Raw genomic sequence first — 18308 nt, forward strand, 5'->3', positions numbered from 1 at the left:
CCACCCGCGACAACACTGAACCCACCTGTTCGATGGAGATGCCGCCATGCAATGGCGCAAAGGACGACGCAGCGACAACGTAGTGGATGCCCGCGATGAAACCGGCGGTGGCGGTGGTGGAGGCATGCGCATCGGCGGTCGCGGCCTGAGCCTGGGCGGTGTGGCCATCGTGGTGGTGATCGGCCTGCTCTCCGGGCAGGACCCGATGACCATCCTCGGCTCGCTGCTCGGCCAGATGGATGTCTCGCAGCAAGCGCCCGCCCGCCCAACCCAAGGCAAGCCGGCCACCGGAAATGATCCGCAGGTGGAGTTCGTTCAGTCGATCCTGGGCGACACCGAGGACACCTGGGGCGAGATCTTCGCCCGCAGCAACCAGCAGTATGAACAGCCCAAGCTGATCCTGTTCAACGGCGGGGTGAACTCGGCGTGCGGCTTCGCCTCCTCGGCAGTCGGGCCGTTCTACTGCCCGGGCGACCACCGCGTGTACCTCGACCTCGGTTTCTTCCGCGAGATGGAGCAGAAGTTCTCCGCCGCCGGCGACTTCGCCCAGGCCTACGTGATCGCCCACGAAGTCGGCCACCACGTACAGAACCTGCTGGGCATCTCCGCCAAGATCAACGCCGCCCGCCAGCGCGGCGCGCGCATGGAAGGCGCCAACGGCCTTTCGGTGCGCCAGGAATTGCAGGCCGACTGCTTCGCCGGCGTCTGGGCCAACCATGCTCAGCAACGACTGAACTGGCTGGAGCCCGGCGACATAGAAGAGGCACTCAACGCCGCCAACGCCATCGGCGACGACCACCTGCAGCGCCAGGCGCGCGGCACGGTGATGCCGGACTCCTTCACCCACGGCTCGTCCGAGCAGCGCGTGCGCTGGTTCAAGCTCGGCTTCGAAAGCGGCTCGCCGGGCAAGTGCGATACCTTCAAGGCGCAGGCGCTGTGACGTCTTGACCGGGTTCGCGAGCTCGCTCCTACAAGCACCGAACAGAACTGTAGGAGCGAGCTTGCTCGCGAACCGCCCGGAACGATGGTCTACAGGTACCGCCTTAGCACCTCAAGGAAATACGCCGGGTCCAGCGGCTTGACCATGAAATCCAGCACGTTCAGCCGCATCGCCTCGATCACGTCACGGGCATCGGCCTGACCGGAGACGACGATGATCGGCAGGAAGGTGCCGACCTCGCTCAGCTCACGGATCAAGTCCAGCCCCGCGCCCTCATGCTCCATGCGCAGGTCGGTCACCAGCAGATCGATATCCGACTCATCGCGACGAATGCGCCGCAACGCCTCGGTGGCGCTGCCGGCCGTCAGGCAATGAAAACCTGCGCTTTCAATCAGCTCGCGCAGCTCGGCGAGTACCTCGAGGTCATCATCGACCACCATCACCACCGGCTTGCGTGGCTTCGACGCGGTGATTTCGCGCAGCGCTTCGAGCTCCTCCTCATCGAGGACGACAGGACTGATCATGAACACCACACCGCAAATAGAGGCCCATTGACATCAGTCTAGATGGCAACTGGCCTTTATTCCTGCTGCTCCGGACGGGCGCTGCGCGGATAAAAAAGGGCCGCAACGAGTGCGGCCCTGGAAAAACACCGGCAACGCCGGCGTCGTGGGATATCAGCCAGCCTTGGCCAGCCCGGCCTGACCCAGGCGCTCGGCAATCTCGCCGAGGATGGCCGGATCATCGATGGTGGAAGGCGGCGAGTAACTCTCACCGTCGGCGATCTTGCGCAGCACGGCGCGCAGGATCTTGCCCGAGCGGGTCTTGGGCAGGCGCTTCACCACCACCGCGCGCTGGAAGCAGGCCAGCGCGCCGATGCGCTCGCGCACCAGCGCCACCAGATCGCGCTGCAGGTTGGCTTCGGTGGTTTGCGCGCCGTCCTTGAGCACCACCAGCCCCAGCGGCACATGGCCCTTGAGGTCATCCTGCACGGCGATCACCGCGCATTCGGCGACGGCCTCGTGCAGCGCCAGTAGCTCTTCCATCTCGCCGGTGGAAAGGCGGTGGCCGGAGACGTTAATCACATCGTCGGTACGGCCCATGATGTAGACGAAGCCCTCCTCGTCGACATAGCCGCCGTCGCCGGTGTGGTAATGGCCGGGATAGGTCTTCAGGTACGCCTGCAGATAGCGCGGGTGGTCGTTCCACAGCGTCTGCGCGCAGCCAGGCGGCAGCGGAAGGGCGATGACGATCGAGCCCTGCTCATTCGGCCCCAGCAGCCGGCCTTCGTCGTCCACTACCTGCACGTGATAACCGGGTACCGCGCGGTTGGTGGAGCCGGCGCGCAGGTCGTGGTCGCCCAGACCGGTGCAGGGCGCGGTCACCGGCCAGCCGGTTTCGGTCTGCCACCAATGATCGTGCACCGGCTTGCCAGTGAGTTGCTCCAGCCAATGTTGGGTGCTGCTGTCGAGCTTCTCGCCGGCCAGGAACAGGTGGCGCAGCGAGCTCAAGTCGTAGCGTTTGAGCAGGTCGCCCTGGGGATCTTCCTTGCGGATCGCGCGGATCGCCGTGGGCGCACAGAACAGGCTGTTGACCTTGTGCTCCTCGATCACCCGCCAGTAACTGCCGGCATCGGGCGTGCGCACCGGCTTGCCCTCGTAGAACACCGTGGTGCAGCCGTTCATCAACGGGCCGTAGACGATCAGCGAGTGGCCGACCACCCAGCCGACGTCGGAAACGCCCCACCAGACATCCCCCGGCTGCAGACCGAAGATGGTCGGCAGCGCATAGCTCAGCGCCACCGCGTGGCCACCGTTGTCACGCACGATGCCCTTGGGTTTCCCGGTGGTCCCGGAGGTGTACATGATGTACAGCGGGTCGCCACTGGCGACTTCCACCGGGTCGACCGGCTGCGCGTGGGCCAGCGTCTCGCGCCAGTCCAGGTCGCGATCGACCTGCAGCTCGGCCATTGCCTGGGGGCGTTGCAGCACCAGAACGTGAGCCGGCTGGTGGCTGGCCAGCTCCAGAGCCTTGTCCACCAGCGGCTTGTATTCGATCACCCGCTCGAATTCCAGGCCGCAGGAGGCGGTGAGCACCAGCTTGGGTTTGGCGTCGTCGATGCGCAGCGCCAGCTCGTGAGGCGCAAAGCCGCCGAAGACTACCGAGTGCACCGCACCGAGCCGCGCACAGGCGAGCATGGCCATGGCCGCCTGCGGCACCATCGGCATGTAGATGATCACCCCATCGCCCTTCTCCACCCCCAGCGCGCGCAGGGCACCGGCCAGGCGCGCGACCTCATCGCGCAGCTCCAGGTAGCTGAAGCGCTGCTGGGTGCTGGTCACGGGGGAGTCGTAGATCAGCGCGGTCTGGTTGCCGCGGCCGAGTTCGATCTGCCGGTCGAGGGCGAGGTAGCAGGTGTTCAGGCGGCCATCGGCGAACCAGCGATGGCTGCCGTCAGGCAGGGCTTGCAGGGTGTCCTGCGGAGCGCGATACCAGGCAACGCGGCCGGCCTGCTCGGCCCAGAAGGCGGAAGGCTCCGCAATGGAGCGGTCATGGGACTGCCGGTAACTCATCGTCACTGCCTCTTATTGTTGTTATCGAGGTCGAACAACGAGTATGGACGGGGATCGCCACCCCACCATCAACCTTTGGTCGTAGTCCTGCCGTCGGCCCGGCGGCGGGCTCGGCACTATTGCTTTGCAGGATTTTTCAGCGAAGCGGCAGAGCAGAGGCCCAAGCGCTCTGCAACGGGGCCTGGCTGAAGATTCGGGCGAGGAGCTGCCGCATGTCGGCGACCACAGGTCGCACCTCCTACCGAAATAGGACAGGACTACACTGAGAGTCCCTTTTCACCTGACAGCACAGGGGTGAGCACCGTGAACATCCTCGTCCGTCCGTCCAGCCTTCGCAAAGACCAGCCGTGGGAAGTCTGCCTCGACCAGCAAGCCGTGCGCTTCCGCAGCGAGCTCGAGGCGCGCAGTTTCGTGGCTACCCTCGAAGCCCGTCTCAAGGCCCCGCACCAGCTACCGGAACTGGTGCAGCGCGTCGCCAGTTGATCAGGCCGCGCGCTCGCTGATCTGCCCGCTCAGCCAGCCGAGCACGGCGGCCACCAGGCCGCAGACGGTGATGACCACTGCCATCGGCAGTGCCGAGCCGTCGTGCAACGCACCGACCAGCGCCGAAGCGCCGGCCGCGACGGTGAACTGCAGGCTGCCCATCAGTGCCGAGGCGCTACCTGCGTGCCGGCCCTGGCTGGCCATGGCGCAGGCCGAGGAGTTGGGCAGCAGGAAGCCCAGGCTGGCGATGGCGCCGAACAATGGAACCAGGAGCGGCCACAGGTGCTCGGGCTTGGCCAGGGTGATCGCCAGCAGCGCTACGCCGCAACCGAAGTACACCCATACCGCCCGGCGCAGCCAGAACCCTGGCCCGCGATAGCGCAGCAACCGCGCGTTGACCTGCGCCATCAGGATGAAGCCCGCCGCGTTACTGCCGAAGATCCAGCCGTAGTGCTCGGCCGGCACACCGTAGAGTTCGATGAAGACGAAGGGCGAGCCGGCGATGTAGGAGAACATCCCGGCGATGGCGACCCCGCCGGTCAGTGCATAGGTGATGAAGGAGCGATCGCGGAACAGCGCTCGATACTGCTTCAGTGCACCGCGCAATGGCGGTCGCGGCCCGCTCGGGATGGTCTCGGGCAGCCACAGGGCGATGGCGCCGCCGGCCAGGGCGCTGAACAGCGTCAGGCAATAGAAGATCGACTGCCAGCCGGACAGGCTCAGCAGCAGCCCGCCACCCAGCGGCGCGAGAATTGGCGCCAGCCCCATCACCAGCATCAGTTGCGAGAAGGCCTTGGCGGCCGCGATCGGGTCGCACAGGTCACGCACCACGGCCCGCGAGATCACCATCCCGGCACAGCCGCCCAGCGCCTGGACGAAGCGTGCGCCAATCAGCCATTCCAGGTTCGGCGCGAACGCGCAGGCCAGCGACGCCAGGGTGAAGATGCTCACCCCCAGCAGCAGCGGGATGCGCCGGCCAATGCGGTCGGCCAGCGGGCCGTAAAGCAACTGGCCGATGGCGAGGCCGGCGAAGTAGGCCGACAGGCTCAGCTGAATGTGTTCGACATCGGTGCCGAAGGCCTGCGCCAGCGCCGGGAAGCTGGGCAGGTAGAAATCGATGGCCATGGGCCCGAAGGCGCTCAGGGCGCCGAGGATCAGCAGGATGCGGAGGTTCATGGATCACCTGGTCACACGCGTCCGCCGAAGCCGGTGGAAACCGCGGGCGGGCAGGTGTGGATATCTTGTTGGCGCGCACGGATGGCGCGGCGAAGCCATGCATTGTGGCTTGGCCCGAAAAATTAGCAAGCTCCCTAAGCAACGCCCCGAGCAACTCCCCAAATAGTGGGAGAGAAAGGTCCGGCCATAGCGGCCGGACCTGTCGGAACGTCAGACCTCGTGCGCCCCCTCTGCGGCGGGCTTGGCCTTGTTCTTGCGACCGCTGAGCTTGTCGGCTGCCGACTCCACCAGCATGTAGAACATCGGGATGAGGAAGGTCGCCAGCAGGGTCGCGGCGAGCATTCCGCCGATCACCCCGGTGCCGATCGAGTGACGGCTCGCGGAGCCAGCGCCGGTACTGATGGCCAGCGGCACGCAACCCAGGATGAAGGCCAGCGAAGTCATCACGATCGGGCGGAAGCGCAGCTTGGCCGCCTCCAGTGCCGCTTCGACCGGGCCCATGCCTTGCTCTTCGCGGCACAGCACGGCGAACTCGATGATCAGGATGGCGTTCTTCGCCGCCAGGCCGATCAGGGTCACCAGGCCGACCTGGAAGTACACGTCGTTATCCAGCCCGCGCAGCCAGATCGCCAGGATCGCGCCGAACACCGCGAAGGGCACCGCGGTGACCACCGCCAGCGGCAGGGTCCAGCGCTCGTACTGGGCAGCAAGGATGAGGAACACCAGGATCAGGCCGAAGATGAACGCGGTACTGCCCGAGCCCTGGGTCGCCAGTTCCTGGTAGGCCGAGCCAATCCACGCCAGGGTGTATTCCTGCCCCAGTACCTCGTTGGCCACTTCCTGCATCGCTGCCAGTGACTGGCCCGAGCTGTAGCCCGGCGCCGGGCCGCCGAGCAGCTTGGCCGCCGGGAAGACGTTGAAGCGCGCGTAGGAGTCCGGGCCGAGGATGCGCTTGACCGACACCAGCGTGGTCAACGGCACCAGGTCCCCCGTGGACGAACGCACAAAGACCTGGCTCAGGTCATCGGGCTTGCGGCGGAACTCCGGCTCCGACTCCAGGGTAACCTGCCAGGTCCGCCCATAGAGGGTGAAGTCGTTGACGTAGTAGCTGCCGAAGGTGGACTGCATGGCGGTGAACACGTCATTGATCGCCACGCCCAGGGAGCGCGCCTTGGTGCGGTCCAGGTCGATGTAGTACTGCGGCACGTTGGCGTTGAAGGTGGTGTTGACCCCCGCCAGCTCCGGGCGCTTGGCCGCGGCGGCGAGGAACTTCATGGTCACCTCCTCCAGCTGTTCGGAGGTGCCGCCGCTGCGATCCTGGATGTAGGCCTCGAAGCCGCCGGTGGTACTCATGCCGGTAATAGGCGGCGGGTTGAACGACATCACCACGCCATCTTCCTGGCCGGCGCCCATCTTCATGAATTCATGGGTCAGGTTGCGCGCGTCCAGTTCGGGGGTGGTGCGCTCCTTCCAGTCCTTGAGCGGCACGAAAGAAACCCCGGCGTTGCTGCGGGTACCAAAGGTCAGGATGTCGAAGCCGGCGAAGGTCACCACATCCTGTACCGCCGGGTGCTTCATCAACTGATGGGTCACATCACTGGTGAGCTTCTCGGTCCGCGTCAGCGAAGCCGCCGGCGGCAGGAAGTAGGCGTTGAGCACATAGCCCTGGTCCTCGTCGGGCACCAGCGAGCCGGGCACCCGGCCGAACAGGATGACCAGCAGGGCGATCATCCCGCCGAACAGCAGCAGGCCGAGCGCCGCGCGCTTGAGGAAGAACTGCACGCCCGCGCCATAGCCATTGGTGGCTTTCTCGAACATGCGGTTGAACCAGCGGAACGGCGCTGCCGGCTCCTTGTGCTCGGGCTTGAGGATCAGCGCGCAGAGCGCCGGCGAAAGCGTCAGCGCGACGATGCCGGAGATAACCACCGACACTGCAATGGTAATGGCGAACTGTTTGTACATCTGCCCGGCCAGGCCACCGAGGAAGCCGACAGGGATGAACACCGCACAGAGCACCAGCACGATGGCGACGATCGGCCCGGTCACCTCCTCCATCGCCTTGATCGCGGCCTCCTTGGGCCCGAGCTTCTCGGTACGCATCACCCGCTCGACGTTCTCCAGCACCACGATGGCGTCGTCCACCACGATGCCGATCGCCAGCACCATGCCGAAAAGCGACAGCAGGTTGATGGAGAAGCCCATCAGGTACATGCCAGCGAAGGTGCCGACCAGCGAGACGGGAATCGCCAGCACCGGGATCAGCGTGGCGCGGATGCTTTGCAGGAACACGAAGACCACGACCATCACCAGGATCAGCGCCTCGATGAAGGTGTGGATCACCTCCTCGATGGAGACCTGTACGAAGATGGTGGTGTCGTAGGGAATCTTGTAGGTGATGCCCTGCGGGAAGCGCTTGGCCATGGCGTCCATGTGGTCACGCACGGCCTGGGCGGTATCCAGCGCGTTGGCACCCGGCTGCAGGTAGATACCGAAGGCGGCGTTCTGCTGGCCGTTCAGCGAGGTCACCAGGGAGTAGTCCTGCGCCCCCAGTTCGACCCGCGCCACGTCCTTGAGCAACAGGCTGGCGCCGGTGGAATCGCTGCGCAGGATGATGTTCTCGAACTCCTTAGGATCGGTGAACCGGCCCTGGGCGGTCGCCATGTAGGTGAAGTCCTGCGGCTCCTTCATCGGCTGCTGGCCGAAGCTGCCGGCGGCGAACTGCGAGTTCTGCTCGCGGATCGCGCTCGCCACGTCCGAAGGCGTCATGTTGTATTGCGCCAGCTTGTCCGGCCGCAGCCAGATGCGCATGGAGTAGTCCTTGGAGCCGAACTGGCTGACGTCGCCGACACCGGGAATCCGCTTGAGGTCGTCGATCACGTTGATCAGCGCATAGTTGCTGATGAAGATCGGGTCGCGGGAGTTGTCCGGCGAGAACAGGGTCACCACTTGCAGGATGTCGGAGGACTTCTTCTCCACCTGCACGCCCTGCCGGCGCACCTCTTCAGGCAGCTTGGCCAGTGCGGCCTGCACCTTGTTGTTGACGTCGATAGTGGCCTGGTCCGGGTCGGTGCCCACCTCGAAGTACACGGTCAGGCTCATGGCACCGCTGCTGTCGGAGTTCGACAGCTGGTAGATCATGCCTTCCACGCCGTTGATTTCCTGCTCCAGCGGCGCGGCCACGGTTTCGGCAATCACCTGCGAGCTGGCGCCGGGATAGGCGGCGGAAACCGACACCTGCGGCGGCACGATCTCGGGGTACTGGGCAATCGGCAACGCGCGCATGGCGACGAGGCCGGCAAGCAGGATCACGATGGAAATCACCATCGCGAACACGGGACGTTCGATGAAGAAGCGCGAAATCACGATGGGCGCTCCTTAGGACTGTGCCTGGGCGGGTTGCGTCGCGGGCGCCTGCGGCGCTGCCTCACTGGCCTTCACCGGTTGGTCCGGTCTCACCTTGGGGATGCCTTCGACGATGACGTGATCGCCGTCGTCCACGCCGGCATCGATGATCCAGCGACCGTTCACGGTCTTGGAGGTGGTCACCTGGCGCACGCGGGCGAAGCCGTCCTTGTCCACCACGTAGACGAAGGTGCCGCGCGGGCCCTGGGCCAGCGCGCGCTCGGGCAGGGTCACGGCATTGCTCTGGGTGATGCCGGTGATCAGGATGCGCACAAACTGGCCGGGGATCAGCAGGTTGTGCGGATTGGGCACCACGGCACGGGCATTCACGGTGCCGGTGCCGGTGTTGACAAAGCTGTCGGTGAAATCGACCACGCCCTCGATGGGGTACTTGCTGCCATCGCCAAAGCGCAGTTCGGCGGTCAGCTTGCCGTCCTTGGGCAGGATGTAGCGACCGCTCTTCACCCCGTCGTTCATCTGCGTGGCCTGGGTGTCCGGGTAGGCGAAGTTGACGTATACGGGGTCAAGCTGGGTGAGCTTGGTCAGCAGGCTGGAGTTCGGATCGCTGGCCGCCACCAGGCTACCTTCGGAGCGCACTTCCTTGCTCGCCATGCCGGAGATCGGCGCGGTGACGGTGGTGTAGTTCAGGTCGATCTGCTTGGCCTGGACGTTGGCCTTGGCCGCCTCGACGTCGGCCTTGGCCTGTTCGAAATCGGAGACGTAGCGATCCAGCTCGCTTTCGCTGGCAAAGCCCTTTTTCTGAAGCTCCCGGATACGCTTGAGGTCGCGCTCGGTCTGCCGATAGCGCGCCTGAGTCTGTGCCAGCGAACCCTTGGCCTGGCCCAGCGCAGCCTGGTAGGGGCGCGGATCGATGCGGAACAGCACCTGGCCTTCCTTCACCGGTCGGCCTTCCTCGTAGGTACGGCGCTGAAGGATGCCACTGACCTGGGCGCGCACTTCCACTTCGCGGTAACCGGCAGTTCGCGCGGCGTACTCGAAAGTCAGGGGAACCGGAGCACTCTTGGCGACTTCGACCGTCACTGCCGGGGGAGGAGGTGCTGCCGTAGCGGGTTTGTCCTCGGCCTGGGCCCAGGCAGCGAACAGGACTGGCAACCCAACGACAGCAAGCGCGACGGGCAAACGACGGGCAAACGGCATGTAACCTCTCCATGGAAATGACTGACGGCGGAACCCCAGGGGACAACGGCTGAGCGACTTTTACCTACGCCAGTGTCTGTAAAGCACTGTTAGCGCTATAAAATCAGTAAACTGCCTGTCACCCAGTGATCCTAGCCTGTATACCAGCAAGCGCCATGCGAAGAACTAAAGAAGATTCGGAACGAACCCGCCAGACGATCCTCGACTCGGCAGAGGGCCTTTTTTTTGCGAAAGGCGTCTCAAATACCAGCCTGGAAGAGATTGCCCGCGCCGCGGGCGTCACTCGCGGAGCGGTGTATTGGCACTTCCAGAACAAGGCGCATCTGTTCAACGACATGCTCAACCAGGTCCGTCTGCCGCCCGAGCAACTGGCGCAACGGCTGTCCGGCTGCGACGGCCACGACCCGATCGAATCGCTGTTCCAGCTCAGCGTGGAAGTGGTCGAGAATCTCGCCCGTGACGAGCAGCGCCGGCGCATCCTCACCATCCTCCTGCAGCGCTGCGAGTTCACCGATGAACTGCGCGACGCCGAGGAGCGCCACAACCATTTCATCCGCCAGTTCATCGAACTCTGCGAGCAACTGTTCAGCCGCGAGGATTGCCGCACGCGGCTGATGCCAGGGGTGACGCCCAAGATAGCCTCGCGCGCAGTGCACGCGATGATCTTCGGCCTGCTCAGCGACTGGCTGCGCGACCCTGCCCTGTTCGATCCGCTGCAGGAAACCCGCGAGTTGTTCGATGCCGTCTTCCGTGGCCTGGTGCGCGCCTGGCACCCGGCACAGGCGTAAGGGCCGGCAGGACGCCGGCCCGGAAGGGATGAAACCTCAGTTGGCCTCGGCCTCGTAACCTTCCTCGCGGATCGCCGCGAGGATTGCCGAGTCGTCCAGCCGGCTGGCGACGCGGACTTCACCGGCGCCCAGATCGACCTGTACGTCCGCCGCGGCGTCCAGCGCCTGTACCGCCTGGGTGATGGCCCGCACGCAGTGCCCGCAGCTCATGCCTTTGACATTGAAGGTGTGCATGGAATCTCTCCTCTGATGGATTGAAGCGTTGGGTGCAGTCTCGACCTTGCCACCTTGGCAAGGTCAAGCCTCCCGCGCTGCGCTCGCCTTGCACTTGTCCTACGTCAGCCTCTCAGCCAAGCTGCGGAAATAGCTGACTCATCGGAGAACGCCCATGCGCCGTTCCCTTCTACTGGCCGCCGCCCTGGCTGCTGCCCTGCCCTTCACTGGCCTGCCCATCACGGCGTGGGCCGACGGCATGCCCGAAGAACCTTCGGCGCCGCCTGCTCCCGCGCCCGCCTCCCCGACCGCGCCGCCACCGAGCACACCCGGCTCCTGGCCAGTGCCCGACGCCCAGCCGGTGGCCTACGCCGTGCTGATCGTCAGCCGCGAACGGCTGGATACCGGCACCGCCTGCGATATCGACCTGTATGTGCAGGACGAGAAGGTCTCGCGCCTGCAACCCGAGGGTGAAATCGCCCTCAACCTGCCGCCGGGCGAAGTCTCCCTGCGCCTGCAGACTGCCAACTCCGGCCTCTGCCGCAGCGGCATCCAGCCGCTGCGCGCGCAGTCTGTCCAGCTGCACGCCGGCGAAGTGCGCAAGTTCCGCATCGCCAACAGCGAGAGCGGCCTCTACCTGATGCCGGTTTCCAGCGGCAGTTGATGGCCCGCTCCGCGGTTTGACCTGCGACAAGATGTCAACAGACGAGGGTTGACCTTGCCCTTATGTCAAGGTTGATGCTATCGGGGAACTTCAGGGAGAAGCCCCATGAGCAGCGCCAACCCCATCGAACTCGACTTGCCCGTTTCCGGGATGACCTGCGCCAGCTGCGCTGGCCGGGTCGAGCGCGCCCTGCGCAAGGTACCGGGCGTGCAGGACGCCAGCGTCAACCTCGCCAGCGAGCAGGCCCGCGTGCAACTCGCCGCACCATCCAACAGCGAAACGCTGCCTGCGCTGGTAGCCGCCGTCGAGCACGCCGGCTACCAGGTCCCGGCCCACAGCCTGGAACTGGCCATCGAGGGCATGACCTGCGCCAGTTGCGTCGGCCGCGTCGAGCGCGCCTTGAACAAGGTCCCGGGCGTACGCTCGGCGAGCGTCAACCTGGCCAGCGAACGCGCCCACGTCGAGCTGCTCGGCGCAGTGGACATCGCCACGCTGGTCGCCGCCGTCGACAAGGCCGGCTACAAGGCTCGCCCTATCGAACCCGACCAGCCCGCGGCTGATCCGGCCGTGGCCCGCCTGGCGCGCGAGCGCTGGTGGCTGGCCGCCGCCATCCTGCTGTCGCTTCCACTGGTGCTGCCAATGGTGGGCGACTGGTTCGGCCAGCACTGGATGCTGCCGGCCTGGGTGCAATTCCTTCTCGCCACGCCCGTGCAATTCCTTATTGGCGCACGCTTCTACGTGTCGGCCTACAAGGCCGTGCGCGCCCGCAGCGGCAACATGGACCTGCTGGTCGCCCTGGGCACCAGCGCCGGCTACGGCCTGAGCCTGTACCTCTGGTACGCAGCAGCGCCTGGGCAGATGCCGCACCTGTACTTCGAAGCCAGCGCCGTGGTCATCACCCTGATCCTGCTCGGCAAATACCTGGAAAGCCGCGCCAAGCGCCAGACCGCCGCCGCCATCCGGGCGCTCGAAGCATTGCGCCCCGAACGCGCCACCCGGTTGCGGGACGGCGTCGAGGAAGACGTCGCCATCGCCGAACTGCGCCTGGGTGACGAAGTGCTGGTGCGCCCCGGCGAACGCTTCCCGGTGGACGGCGAAGTCCTCGCCGGGCAGAGCCACGCCGACGAAGCCCTGATCACCGGCGAAAGCCTGCCGGTGCCCAAGGACGTGGGCGACCCGGTCACTGGCGGCGCGATCAACGGCGAAGGCGTGCTGCGCGTGAAGACCACCGCGCTGGGCGGCGAAACAGTGCTGGCGCGCATCATCCGCCTGGTGGAGGACGCCCAGGCGGCCAAGGCACCGATCCAGAAGCTGGTGGACAAAGTCAGCAACGTCTTCGTCCCGGTGGTGATCGGCATCGCCCTGGTCACCCTGGTCGGCTGGCTGCTCGCCGGTGCCGGCTGGGAACAGGCGCTGATCAATGCCGTCGCGGTGCTGGTCATCGCCTGCCCCTGTGCCCTCGGCCTCGCCACCCCGACCGCAATCATGGCTGGCACCGGCGTGGCGGCCAAACACGGCATCCTGATCAAGGACGCCGAAGCCCTGGAAGTCGCCCATGCCGTGACCGCCGTGGCCTTCGACAAGACCGGCACCCTCACCTCCGGCCAGCCGCGCATCACCAACCTCGCAGCAGACGGTGACGAGGCTGAAGCCCTCGCCCTGGCCGGCGCCCTGCAACGCGGCAGCGAGCACCCGCTGGCCCGCGCCGTGCTCGACGCCTGCACGGAGCGCAGCCTGAACCCAGCCGCCGCCGAGGCCACCCAGGCCCTGACCGGCCGGGGCATCCAGGGCCGTATCAATGGCCGCCTGCTGGCACTGGGCAACCGGCGGATGCTCGACGAAGCACAGCTGTCAGCCGGTGCGCTGGCCGACTCCGCTGTGCAATGGGAGGCCGAGGGCCGCACCCTGTCCTGGCTGATCGAGCGCGAACCGCAGCCCCGCGTCATCGCCCTGTTCGCCTTTGGCGACAGCCTCAAGGAAGGTGCGAAAGTCGCCATCGACGCCCTGCGCGAACGCGGCATCGCCAGCCACCTGATCACCGGTGACAACCGTGGCAGCGCCAAGGTCGTCGCCGACGCCCTGGGCCTGGACGACGTGCACGCCGAAGTGCTGCCCGGCGACAAGGCCGCCGTGGTCGGCGCATTGCGGCAGGCCGGCAAAGTCGTGGCAATGGTCGGCGACGGCATCAATGACGCTCCGGCACTGGCTGCAGCGGACGTCGGCATTGCCATGGGCGGCGGCACCGACGTGGCCATGCACGCCGCCGGCATCACCCTGATGCGCGGCGACCCGCGCCTGGTCCCGGCGGCGCTGGACATCTCCCGGCGCACCTACGCGAAGATCCGCCAGAACCTGTTCTGGGCCTTCATCTACAACCTGGTGGGCATCCCGCTGGCCGCCTTCGGCCTGCTCAACCCCATGGTCGCCGGCGCGGCGATGGCCGCCTCCAGCGTCAGCGTGGTGAGCAACGCCCTGCTGCTCAAGCGCTGGAAACCGCGGGATCACCCATAAGCCCCACGCCCCGTCGAAAAGCGGGGCGTTCGTTCAGGAGACATCGGTATGAACATCGGCGAAGCAGCGAAGAAGAGCGGCCTGACCGCGAAGATGATCCGCTACTACGAATCCACCGGCCTGCTCGCCCCCGCCGGCCGCAGCGCCAGCGGCTACCGCCACTACAGCGAACAGGACCTGCACACCCTGGCCTTCATCCGCCGCTCGCGGGACTTCGGCTTCTCGCTGGAGGAGGTCGGCCAGCTGCTCGCCCTCTGGCAGGACCGCCAACGCGCCAGCGCCGACGTGAAAGCCCTGGCCGCCCGACATATCGACGAGTTGAACCGCAAGATCGCCGAACTCAGCAGCCTGCGCGACACCCTGCAGGAGCTCAGCGACCACTGCCAGGGCGACCACCGCCCGGACTGCCCGATCCTCAAGGACTTGGAGTCGGGGACGTGCTGTCACTGATCTGCTGCCTGTAGGAGCGAGCTTGCTCGCGAACGGGCCCCGTAGTGAGGTTGGTTCGCGAGCAAGCTCGCTCCTACAGGTAAGGAATGATCCTAGGCTTTCGCCGCCGTGCGGCGGCTCCAGATCGAAGCCGGCAATACGGTCACCGCGAGACCGACGAAGACCAGCACGCAGGCCATCCAGTCCTGGGTGGTGAGGTCTTCGCCCAGGAACAGCCAGCCCGACAGCAGCCCGGACACCGGCACGGCCAGGGCGAAAGGCGTGACCTGGCTGGCCGGGTAGCGGCGCAGCAGGAAGCTCCACAGGCCGAAGCCCACGGTGGTGGCGAGGAAGGCGATATAGAGCAGCGCGCCCACCCCGCTCAGGCTGATGTTCAGTACGGCGTGCTCGATGGCCTCGGGGCCTTCGAAGATCCACGACAGCACCAGCAGGGGCAACGGCGGGATCAGGCTGACCCAGCTGATCAGGCGCAGCATGTCGCTGGCTCCGGAGCGCTTGGTGGCGATGTTGGAAAAAGCCCAGGCCAGTGCGGCGGCAATCACCAGCAGGAAGGCCACCAGGCTATCGCCCATGGGGCGCTCCAGGCCGATCAGCAGCAGACCGCCGGCGGCCAGTGCCAGACCGAGCAGTGCGCGTGGGCTGGGGCGCTCGCCGAGGAACGCAGCGGCGATCAGCACAGTGAAGAACACCTGGCTCTGCAGCACCAGCGACGACAGCCCGGCAGGCATACCGATGTGCATGCCGACGAACAGCAGGCCGAACTTGACCACGCCCAGCAGTACGCCGATCTGCACGATTCGCCAGAACGGCGCCGGCAACGGGCCGCGCAGGAAGATCAGCGGTATCGCGGCGAGAGCGAAGCGCAGGGCGCAGAACAGCAGCGGCGGGAAGTCGTGCAGCCCGACCTTGATCACGACGAAGTTGACGCCCCAGATCAGGGTGACCAGCAGGGCAAGGAGGACGTGGCGGAGGGGCATGGCAGAGCGCTCGGGGTGGGATAGCGGAAAACTAACAGCCCGTGCCTGAAATGTATGGATACAGTTGCGGCCTTACAGTTCTCCGAGACGCTTTTTGTAGGAGCGAGCTTGCTCGCGAACAGATTCACCGGGCAAATCGGCGATGGGCGGGTTCGCGAGCAAGCTCGCTCCTACAAGGAATCGATACGCAGCTTCGGCCAGCGCGCCGGCCAGTTCTTGGCGGCAATACGCTCGCGATAGATGTGCGGCTTGGCGCGGAAGTGCTCGGTCGGCCGGACGCGCAGCGCCCAGATGTCGTCGATCCCCAACGGCGCCAGCAGCTCGAGGCTATCACCGCGCAAGCGCAGCGCCACCGCCGTGCAGACCTCCGGCCAGCGGCACATGGCGTCAGCGCAATCCGCATAGGGCATATCGCCGTTGCGCAAGTGCATTCTTGCCTGATTGCGCACCGACCAGGGCGCGTCCGGGCAAACTTCCAGCAGCTTCCGCTCCCAGGCGAAGTCTGCCTCGGGCTCCAGGCTATCGGCCGCGAAATACACTACGTCGATATCGCTGAGTGGCGTCTGCTCGTCGTAGCCATGCATGGCGTCCCACACCGCGTTGCGCACAAAGCCGGCGGCGATCCAGGCGCCTTCCGGGCCGTGATCGCGCACCATGCGCAGCAAGTACATGCGTTCGGGTTGCGCGGCGACCAGGGCAAGCAGCTCGGATTCGCCGGGCAATTCCTTCAGGCCTGTTCCCACGGTGGGGGCGGTGGCTCGTCGCGTTGCTGCGGGGCGTCCTGGGCGGCACGGCCAGCTTCGCGGCGCTCCTGCTCACGCATGGCTTCGGCGATCTCGCGCAGCACCGAATCCACATCCGCCTCGTCTTCCGGATCATCGAAATGTCCGGTCAGCGGAGTGTCTGGCTGCAGCTTGCCGTCCTCATAGAGGGCCCACATTTCCTTGGCGTAATGCGTATACCTGAGCTCCGGGGCGAAGCGGCCGAAGTAGGCGGCCATGTTGCCCACGTCGCGCTCGAGCATGCGGAAGGCGTGGTTGTTGCCAGCGGCGTCCACCGCCTGCGGCAGGTCGATGATCACCGGGCCGTCGGGGCCGACCAGCACGTTGAATTCCGACAGGTCGCCGTGCACCAGACCGGCGCAGAGCATCATGACGATCTGGCGGATGAGGAACTCGTGGAAGTCGCGGGCCAGCTCGGGCTCCATCACCACGTCGTTCAGGCGCGGCGCGGCGTCGCCCTCTTCGTCGGCGACCATCTCCATCAGCAGTACGCCGTCGAGGAAATCGTAAGGCTTGGGTACGCGTACCCCGGCATTGGCCAGGCGGAACAGCGCGGCCACCTCGGCGTTCTGCCAGGCGTCCTCCTGCTCCTTGCGACCGTACTTGGTGCCCTTGGCCATGGCGCGGGCCTGGCGGCTGTTACGCACCTTGCGGCCTTCCTGGTACTCGGCGGCCTGACGGAAGCTGCGCTTGTTCGCTTCCTTGTAGACCTTGGCGCAGCGCAGCTCGGTGCCGCAGCGCACCACGTAGACCGCAGCTTCCTTGCCGCTCATCAGCGGGCGTAATACTTCATCGATCAGGCCGTCTTCGATCAACGGCTCTAGGCGTTTCGGGGTCTTCATCGGGCTTCCTGGCGTACCTCTCTGGGGCGCTGCGCTCCTTATACGGCAATCATCGACAACCGCCCAGCGCGATCAGGGCTCGGGCGGTGTCAGCTCGATACTTTCAGTGACCGCATCTTCCAGCCGCTGCAGCTCCAGCCCCAGCGCCTCGTCGCTGTCGGCGTAGCGCTGGGCGATGTTGGCGAAGCCTTCGGCGACTTCGCCGAAAGCCTCCGCCACGCGCGGGTCGAACTGTCGGCCGGCGCCGGCCTTGATGCGCTCGGCGGCTTCTTCCGGGGTCAGCGAGGTGCGATAGGCGTGGCGGCAGGTGAACTCGTCGTAGCAGTCGATCAGCGACAACATCCGCGCGCCCAGGGGAATCTGCTCGCCAGAAAGGCCTTCAGGGAAGCCGCTGCCGTCCCAGTGTTCGTGGTGGCTGTAGGCGATTTCTTTGGCGTAACGCAGAAATTCCGCCGGAGAACCCAGCTTGCGCTCGGCCGCCGCCAGGGCATCACGGCCAACGGTGGTGTGGCTTTCGAGGATCAGCCGGTCAGCCTCTTCCAACTGGCCGGGGCTGTGCAGAATGCGATCGGGCACGGCGACCTTGCCGATATCGTGCAACTGCGCCGAGCGCACCAGCAGTTCGATGTTCTCCACCGACAGCTCGGCGGCGAATTCGTCGTGCAGGGACAGCGAGCTGCCCAGCAGGCGCATGTAGTGCTCGATGCGCACCAGGTGGTTGCTGTGCGGGTTGTCGCGCAGGTCGCAGAGGGTCGCCATGGCTTCCAGGGTGGCATCCTGGATGGCCTGCAGCTCGCGGGCGCGGCGACGCACTTCCAGCTCCAGGTACTCGCTCTTGTCGCGCAGGAAGTCGGAGTTGGCTTTCAGGTTCAAGTGGGCGCGGATACGCGCCAGGGTCACCGGCGGGCTGATCGGCTTGGTCAGGTAGTCCACCGCGCCCAGGTCCAGGCCCTTCTGCTCGTCGGCGGCGCTGACCATGCCGGTGAGGAAGATCACCGGGATGTCGCGGGTGAGCGGGTCGGCCTTGAGCTGGCGGCAGACTTCGTAGCCGTCCATCTCCGGCATCATGATGTCGAGCAGCACCAGGTCCGGCCGCGGATCGCTCTGCATCAGGCGCAGGGCCTTCGGCCCGCTGGAGGCGACGCGCACCTGGTAGCGGTCCATGAGCAGCTCGCTCATGAGCATCAGGTTATCCGGCTGATCGTCCACCACCAGGATCATCTCCTGTTCCGGCCGGTCCAGCATGCTATCCATCGCAACTCCTCACATCGGTCAGATTCGTGACATGCCACGGGGGATCGGACCACGGCCCGGTCCGCGTGTTCCTACCCCGTCTTGCCGTAGCCACC

At 66.0% G+C, this 18308-nt stretch carries 16 protein-coding genes; 6 read left to right on the top strand and 10 right to left on the bottom strand.

The window, feature by feature from the left end; all coding sequences use genetic code 11:
• Positions 1-46 precede the first annotated feature (46 nt).
• A complete protein-coding gene (locus ACNFH5_RS10880; RefSeq protein ID WP_416745860.1) occupies positions 47-940 on the top strand; it encodes a neutral zinc metallopeptidase in 894 nt (297 codons plus the stop codon).
• 89 nt (positions 941-1029) lie between these two features.
• On the opposite strand, the gene ACNFH5_RS10885 is transcribed toward ACNFH5_RS10880, so the two are convergent.
• Together ACNFH5_RS10885 and ACNFH5_RS10890 are read right to left on the bottom strand one after the other, a co-directional pair.
• Entirely contained in the window at positions 1030-1464 is a 435-nt protein-coding gene (locus ACNFH5_RS10885; protein WP_416745862.1) for a response regulator, read from the bottom strand.
• A 153-nt stretch (positions 1465-1617) separates the two neighbouring features.
• Positions 1618-3513 carry a propionyl-CoA synthetase gene (locus ACNFH5_RS10890; protein ID WP_416745863.1) on the bottom strand — a complete coding sequence of 632 codons (1896 nt, stop codon included), beginning with the start codon at positions 3511-3513 and terminating at the stop codon, positions 1618-1620.
• A gap of 303 nt (positions 3514-3816) precedes the next feature.
• On the opposite strand from ACNFH5_RS10890, the gene ACNFH5_RS10895 reads away from it, so the two are divergent.
• Positions 3817-3996: a hypothetical protein gene (locus ACNFH5_RS10895; RefSeq protein ID WP_416745865.1), complete on the top strand. Its 180-nt coding sequence runs from the start codon at positions 3817-3819 to the stop codon at positions 3994-3996.
• On the opposite strand, the gene ACNFH5_RS10900 is transcribed toward ACNFH5_RS10895, so the two are convergent.
• From ACNFH5_RS10900 to ACNFH5_RS10910, 3 genes are all read right to left on the bottom strand, one after another.
• On the bottom strand, positions 3997-5172 hold the full coding sequence (locus ACNFH5_RS10900; RefSeq protein WP_416745867.1) for a multidrug effflux MFS transporter: 1176 nt from the start codon (positions 5170-5172) through the stop codon (positions 3997-3999).
• A 210-nt stretch (positions 5173-5382) separates the two neighbouring features.
• On the bottom strand, positions 5383-8535 hold the full coding sequence (locus ACNFH5_RS10905; protein WP_416745869.1) for an efflux RND transporter permease subunit: 3153 nt from the start codon (positions 8533-8535) through the stop codon (positions 5383-5385).
• Positions 8536-8547: 12 nt separating this feature from the next.
• A complete protein-coding gene (locus tag ACNFH5_RS10910) occupies positions 8548-9732 on the bottom strand; it encodes an efflux RND transporter periplasmic adaptor subunit (protein ID WP_416745871.1) in 1185 nt (394 codons plus the stop codon).
• A gap of 155 nt (positions 9733-9887) precedes the next feature.
• Between ACNFH5_RS10910 and ACNFH5_RS10915 the strand changes: the two genes are divergently transcribed.
• On the top strand, positions 9888-10520 hold the full coding sequence (locus ACNFH5_RS10915) for a TetR family transcriptional regulator (protein ID WP_416745873.1): 633 nt from the start codon (positions 9888-9890) through the stop codon (positions 10518-10520).
• A gap of 36 nt (positions 10521-10556) precedes the next feature.
• Here the strand turns inward: ACNFH5_RS10915 and ACNFH5_RS10920 are convergent, their stop codons facing one another.
• On the bottom strand, positions 10557-10754 hold the full coding sequence (locus tag ACNFH5_RS10920; protein ID WP_416745874.1) for a heavy-metal-associated domain-containing protein: 198 nt from the start codon (positions 10752-10754) through the stop codon (positions 10557-10559).
• A 154-nt stretch (positions 10755-10908) separates the two neighbouring features.
• Here ACNFH5_RS10920 and ACNFH5_RS10925 point away from each other — a divergent pair, with 154 nt between their 5' ends.
• The 3 genes from ACNFH5_RS10925 to cueR all read left to right on the top strand — a co-directional run bounded on the left by ACNFH5_RS10925 (position 10909) and on the right by cueR (position 14358).
• The gene (locus tag ACNFH5_RS10925; protein WP_416745875.1) at positions 10909-11397 is read left to right on the top strand and encodes a hypothetical protein; all 489 of its coding nucleotides are present in this window, start codon (positions 10909-10911) and stop codon (positions 11395-11397) included.
• Positions 11398-11502: 105 nt separating this feature from the next.
• The gene (locus ACNFH5_RS10930) at positions 11503-13908 is read left to right on the top strand and encodes a heavy metal translocating P-type ATPase (RefSeq protein WP_416745877.1); all 2406 of its coding nucleotides are present in this window, start codon (positions 11503-11505) and stop codon (positions 13906-13908) included.
• Positions 13909-13956: 48 nt separating this feature from the next.
• Positions 13957-14358 (top strand): Cu(I)-responsive transcriptional regulator, encoded by a 402-nt coding sequence (gene cueR, locus ACNFH5_RS10935; protein ID WP_236200465.1) that lies wholly within the window; start codon positions 13957-13959, stop codon positions 14356-14358.
• 92 nt (positions 14359-14450) lie between these two features.
• On the opposite strand, the gene ACNFH5_RS10940 is transcribed toward cueR, so the two are convergent.
• The 4 genes from ACNFH5_RS10940 to ACNFH5_RS10955 form a co-directional block, all read right to left on the bottom strand.
• On the bottom strand, positions 14451-15335 hold the full coding sequence (locus ACNFH5_RS10940) for an EamA family transporter (RefSeq protein WP_416745879.1): 885 nt from the start codon (positions 15333-15335) through the stop codon (positions 14451-14453).
• 170 nt (positions 15336-15505) lie between these two features.
• Positions 15506-16057: a nucleotidyltransferase family protein gene (locus ACNFH5_RS10945; protein ID WP_416746440.1), complete on the bottom strand. Its 552-nt coding sequence runs from the start codon at positions 16055-16057 to the stop codon at positions 15506-15508.
• 5 nt (positions 16058-16062) lie between these two features.
• Positions 16063-16959 (bottom strand): PA4780 family RIO1-like protein kinase, encoded by an 897-nt coding sequence (locus tag ACNFH5_RS10950; protein WP_416745881.1) that lies wholly within the window; start codon positions 16957-16959, stop codon positions 16063-16065.
• Positions 16960-17031: 72 nt separating this feature from the next.
• On the bottom strand, positions 17032-18213 hold the full coding sequence (locus ACNFH5_RS10955) for an HD domain-containing phosphohydrolase (protein WP_416745883.1): 1182 nt from the start codon (positions 18211-18213) through the stop codon (positions 17032-17034).
• Positions 18214-18308: the final 95 nt, after the last annotated feature.

It is taken from the genome of Pseudomonas sp. NY15435, from assembly GCF_048068295.1.
Lineage (GTDB): Bacteria > Pseudomonadota > Gammaproteobacteria > Pseudomonadales > Pseudomonadaceae > Pseudomonas.

Excerpts from the sequence above, each read along its gene's own strand:
- ACNFH5_RS10880 (WP_416745860.1), top strand. The coding sequence starts at position 47 with ATGCAATGGCGCAAAGGACGACGCAGCGACAACGTAGTGGATGCCCGC.
- ACNFH5_RS10885 (WP_416745862.1), bottom strand. The coding sequence starts at position 1,464 with ATGATCAGTCCTGTCGTCCTCGATGAGGAGGAGCTCGAAGCGCTGCGC.
- ACNFH5_RS10890 (WP_416745863.1), bottom strand. The coding sequence starts at position 3,513 with ATGAGTTACCGGCAGTCCCATGACCGCTCCATTGCGGAGCCTTCCGCC.
- ACNFH5_RS10900 (WP_416745867.1), bottom strand. The coding sequence starts at position 5,172 with ATGAACCTCCGCATCCTGCTGATCCTCGGCGCCCTGAGCGCCTTCGGG.
- ACNFH5_RS10910 (WP_416745871.1), bottom strand. The coding sequence starts at position 9,732 with ATGCCGTTTGCCCGTCGTTTGCCCGTCGCGCTTGCTGTCGTTGGGTTG.
- ACNFH5_RS10915 (WP_416745873.1), top strand. The coding sequence starts at position 9,888 with ATGCGAAGAACTAAAGAAGATTCGGAACGAACCCGCCAGACGATCCTC.
- ACNFH5_RS10920 (WP_416745874.1), bottom strand. The coding sequence starts at position 10,754 with ATGCACACCTTCAATGTCAAAGGCATGAGCTGCGGGCACTGCGTGCGG.
- ACNFH5_RS10925 (WP_416745875.1), top strand. The coding sequence starts at position 10,909 with ATGCGCCGTTCCCTTCTACTGGCCGCCGCCCTGGCTGCTGCCCTGCCC.
- ACNFH5_RS10930 (WP_416745877.1), top strand. The coding sequence starts at position 11,503 with ATGAGCAGCGCCAACCCCATCGAACTCGACTTGCCCGTTTCCGGGATG.
- cueR (WP_236200465.1), top strand. The coding sequence starts at position 13,957 with ATGAACATCGGCGAAGCAGCGAAGAAGAGCGGCCTGACCGCGAAGATG.
- ACNFH5_RS10940 (WP_416745879.1), bottom strand. The coding sequence starts at position 15,335 with ATGCCCCTCCGCCACGTCCTCCTTGCCCTGCTGGTCACCCTGATCTGG.
- ACNFH5_RS10950 (WP_416745881.1), bottom strand. The coding sequence starts at position 16,959 with ATGAAGACCCCGAAACGCCTAGAGCCGTTGATCGAAGACGGCCTGATC.
- ACNFH5_RS10955 (WP_416745883.1), bottom strand. The coding sequence starts at position 18,213 with ATGGATAGCATGCTGGACCGGCCGGAACAGGAGATGATCCTGGTGGTG.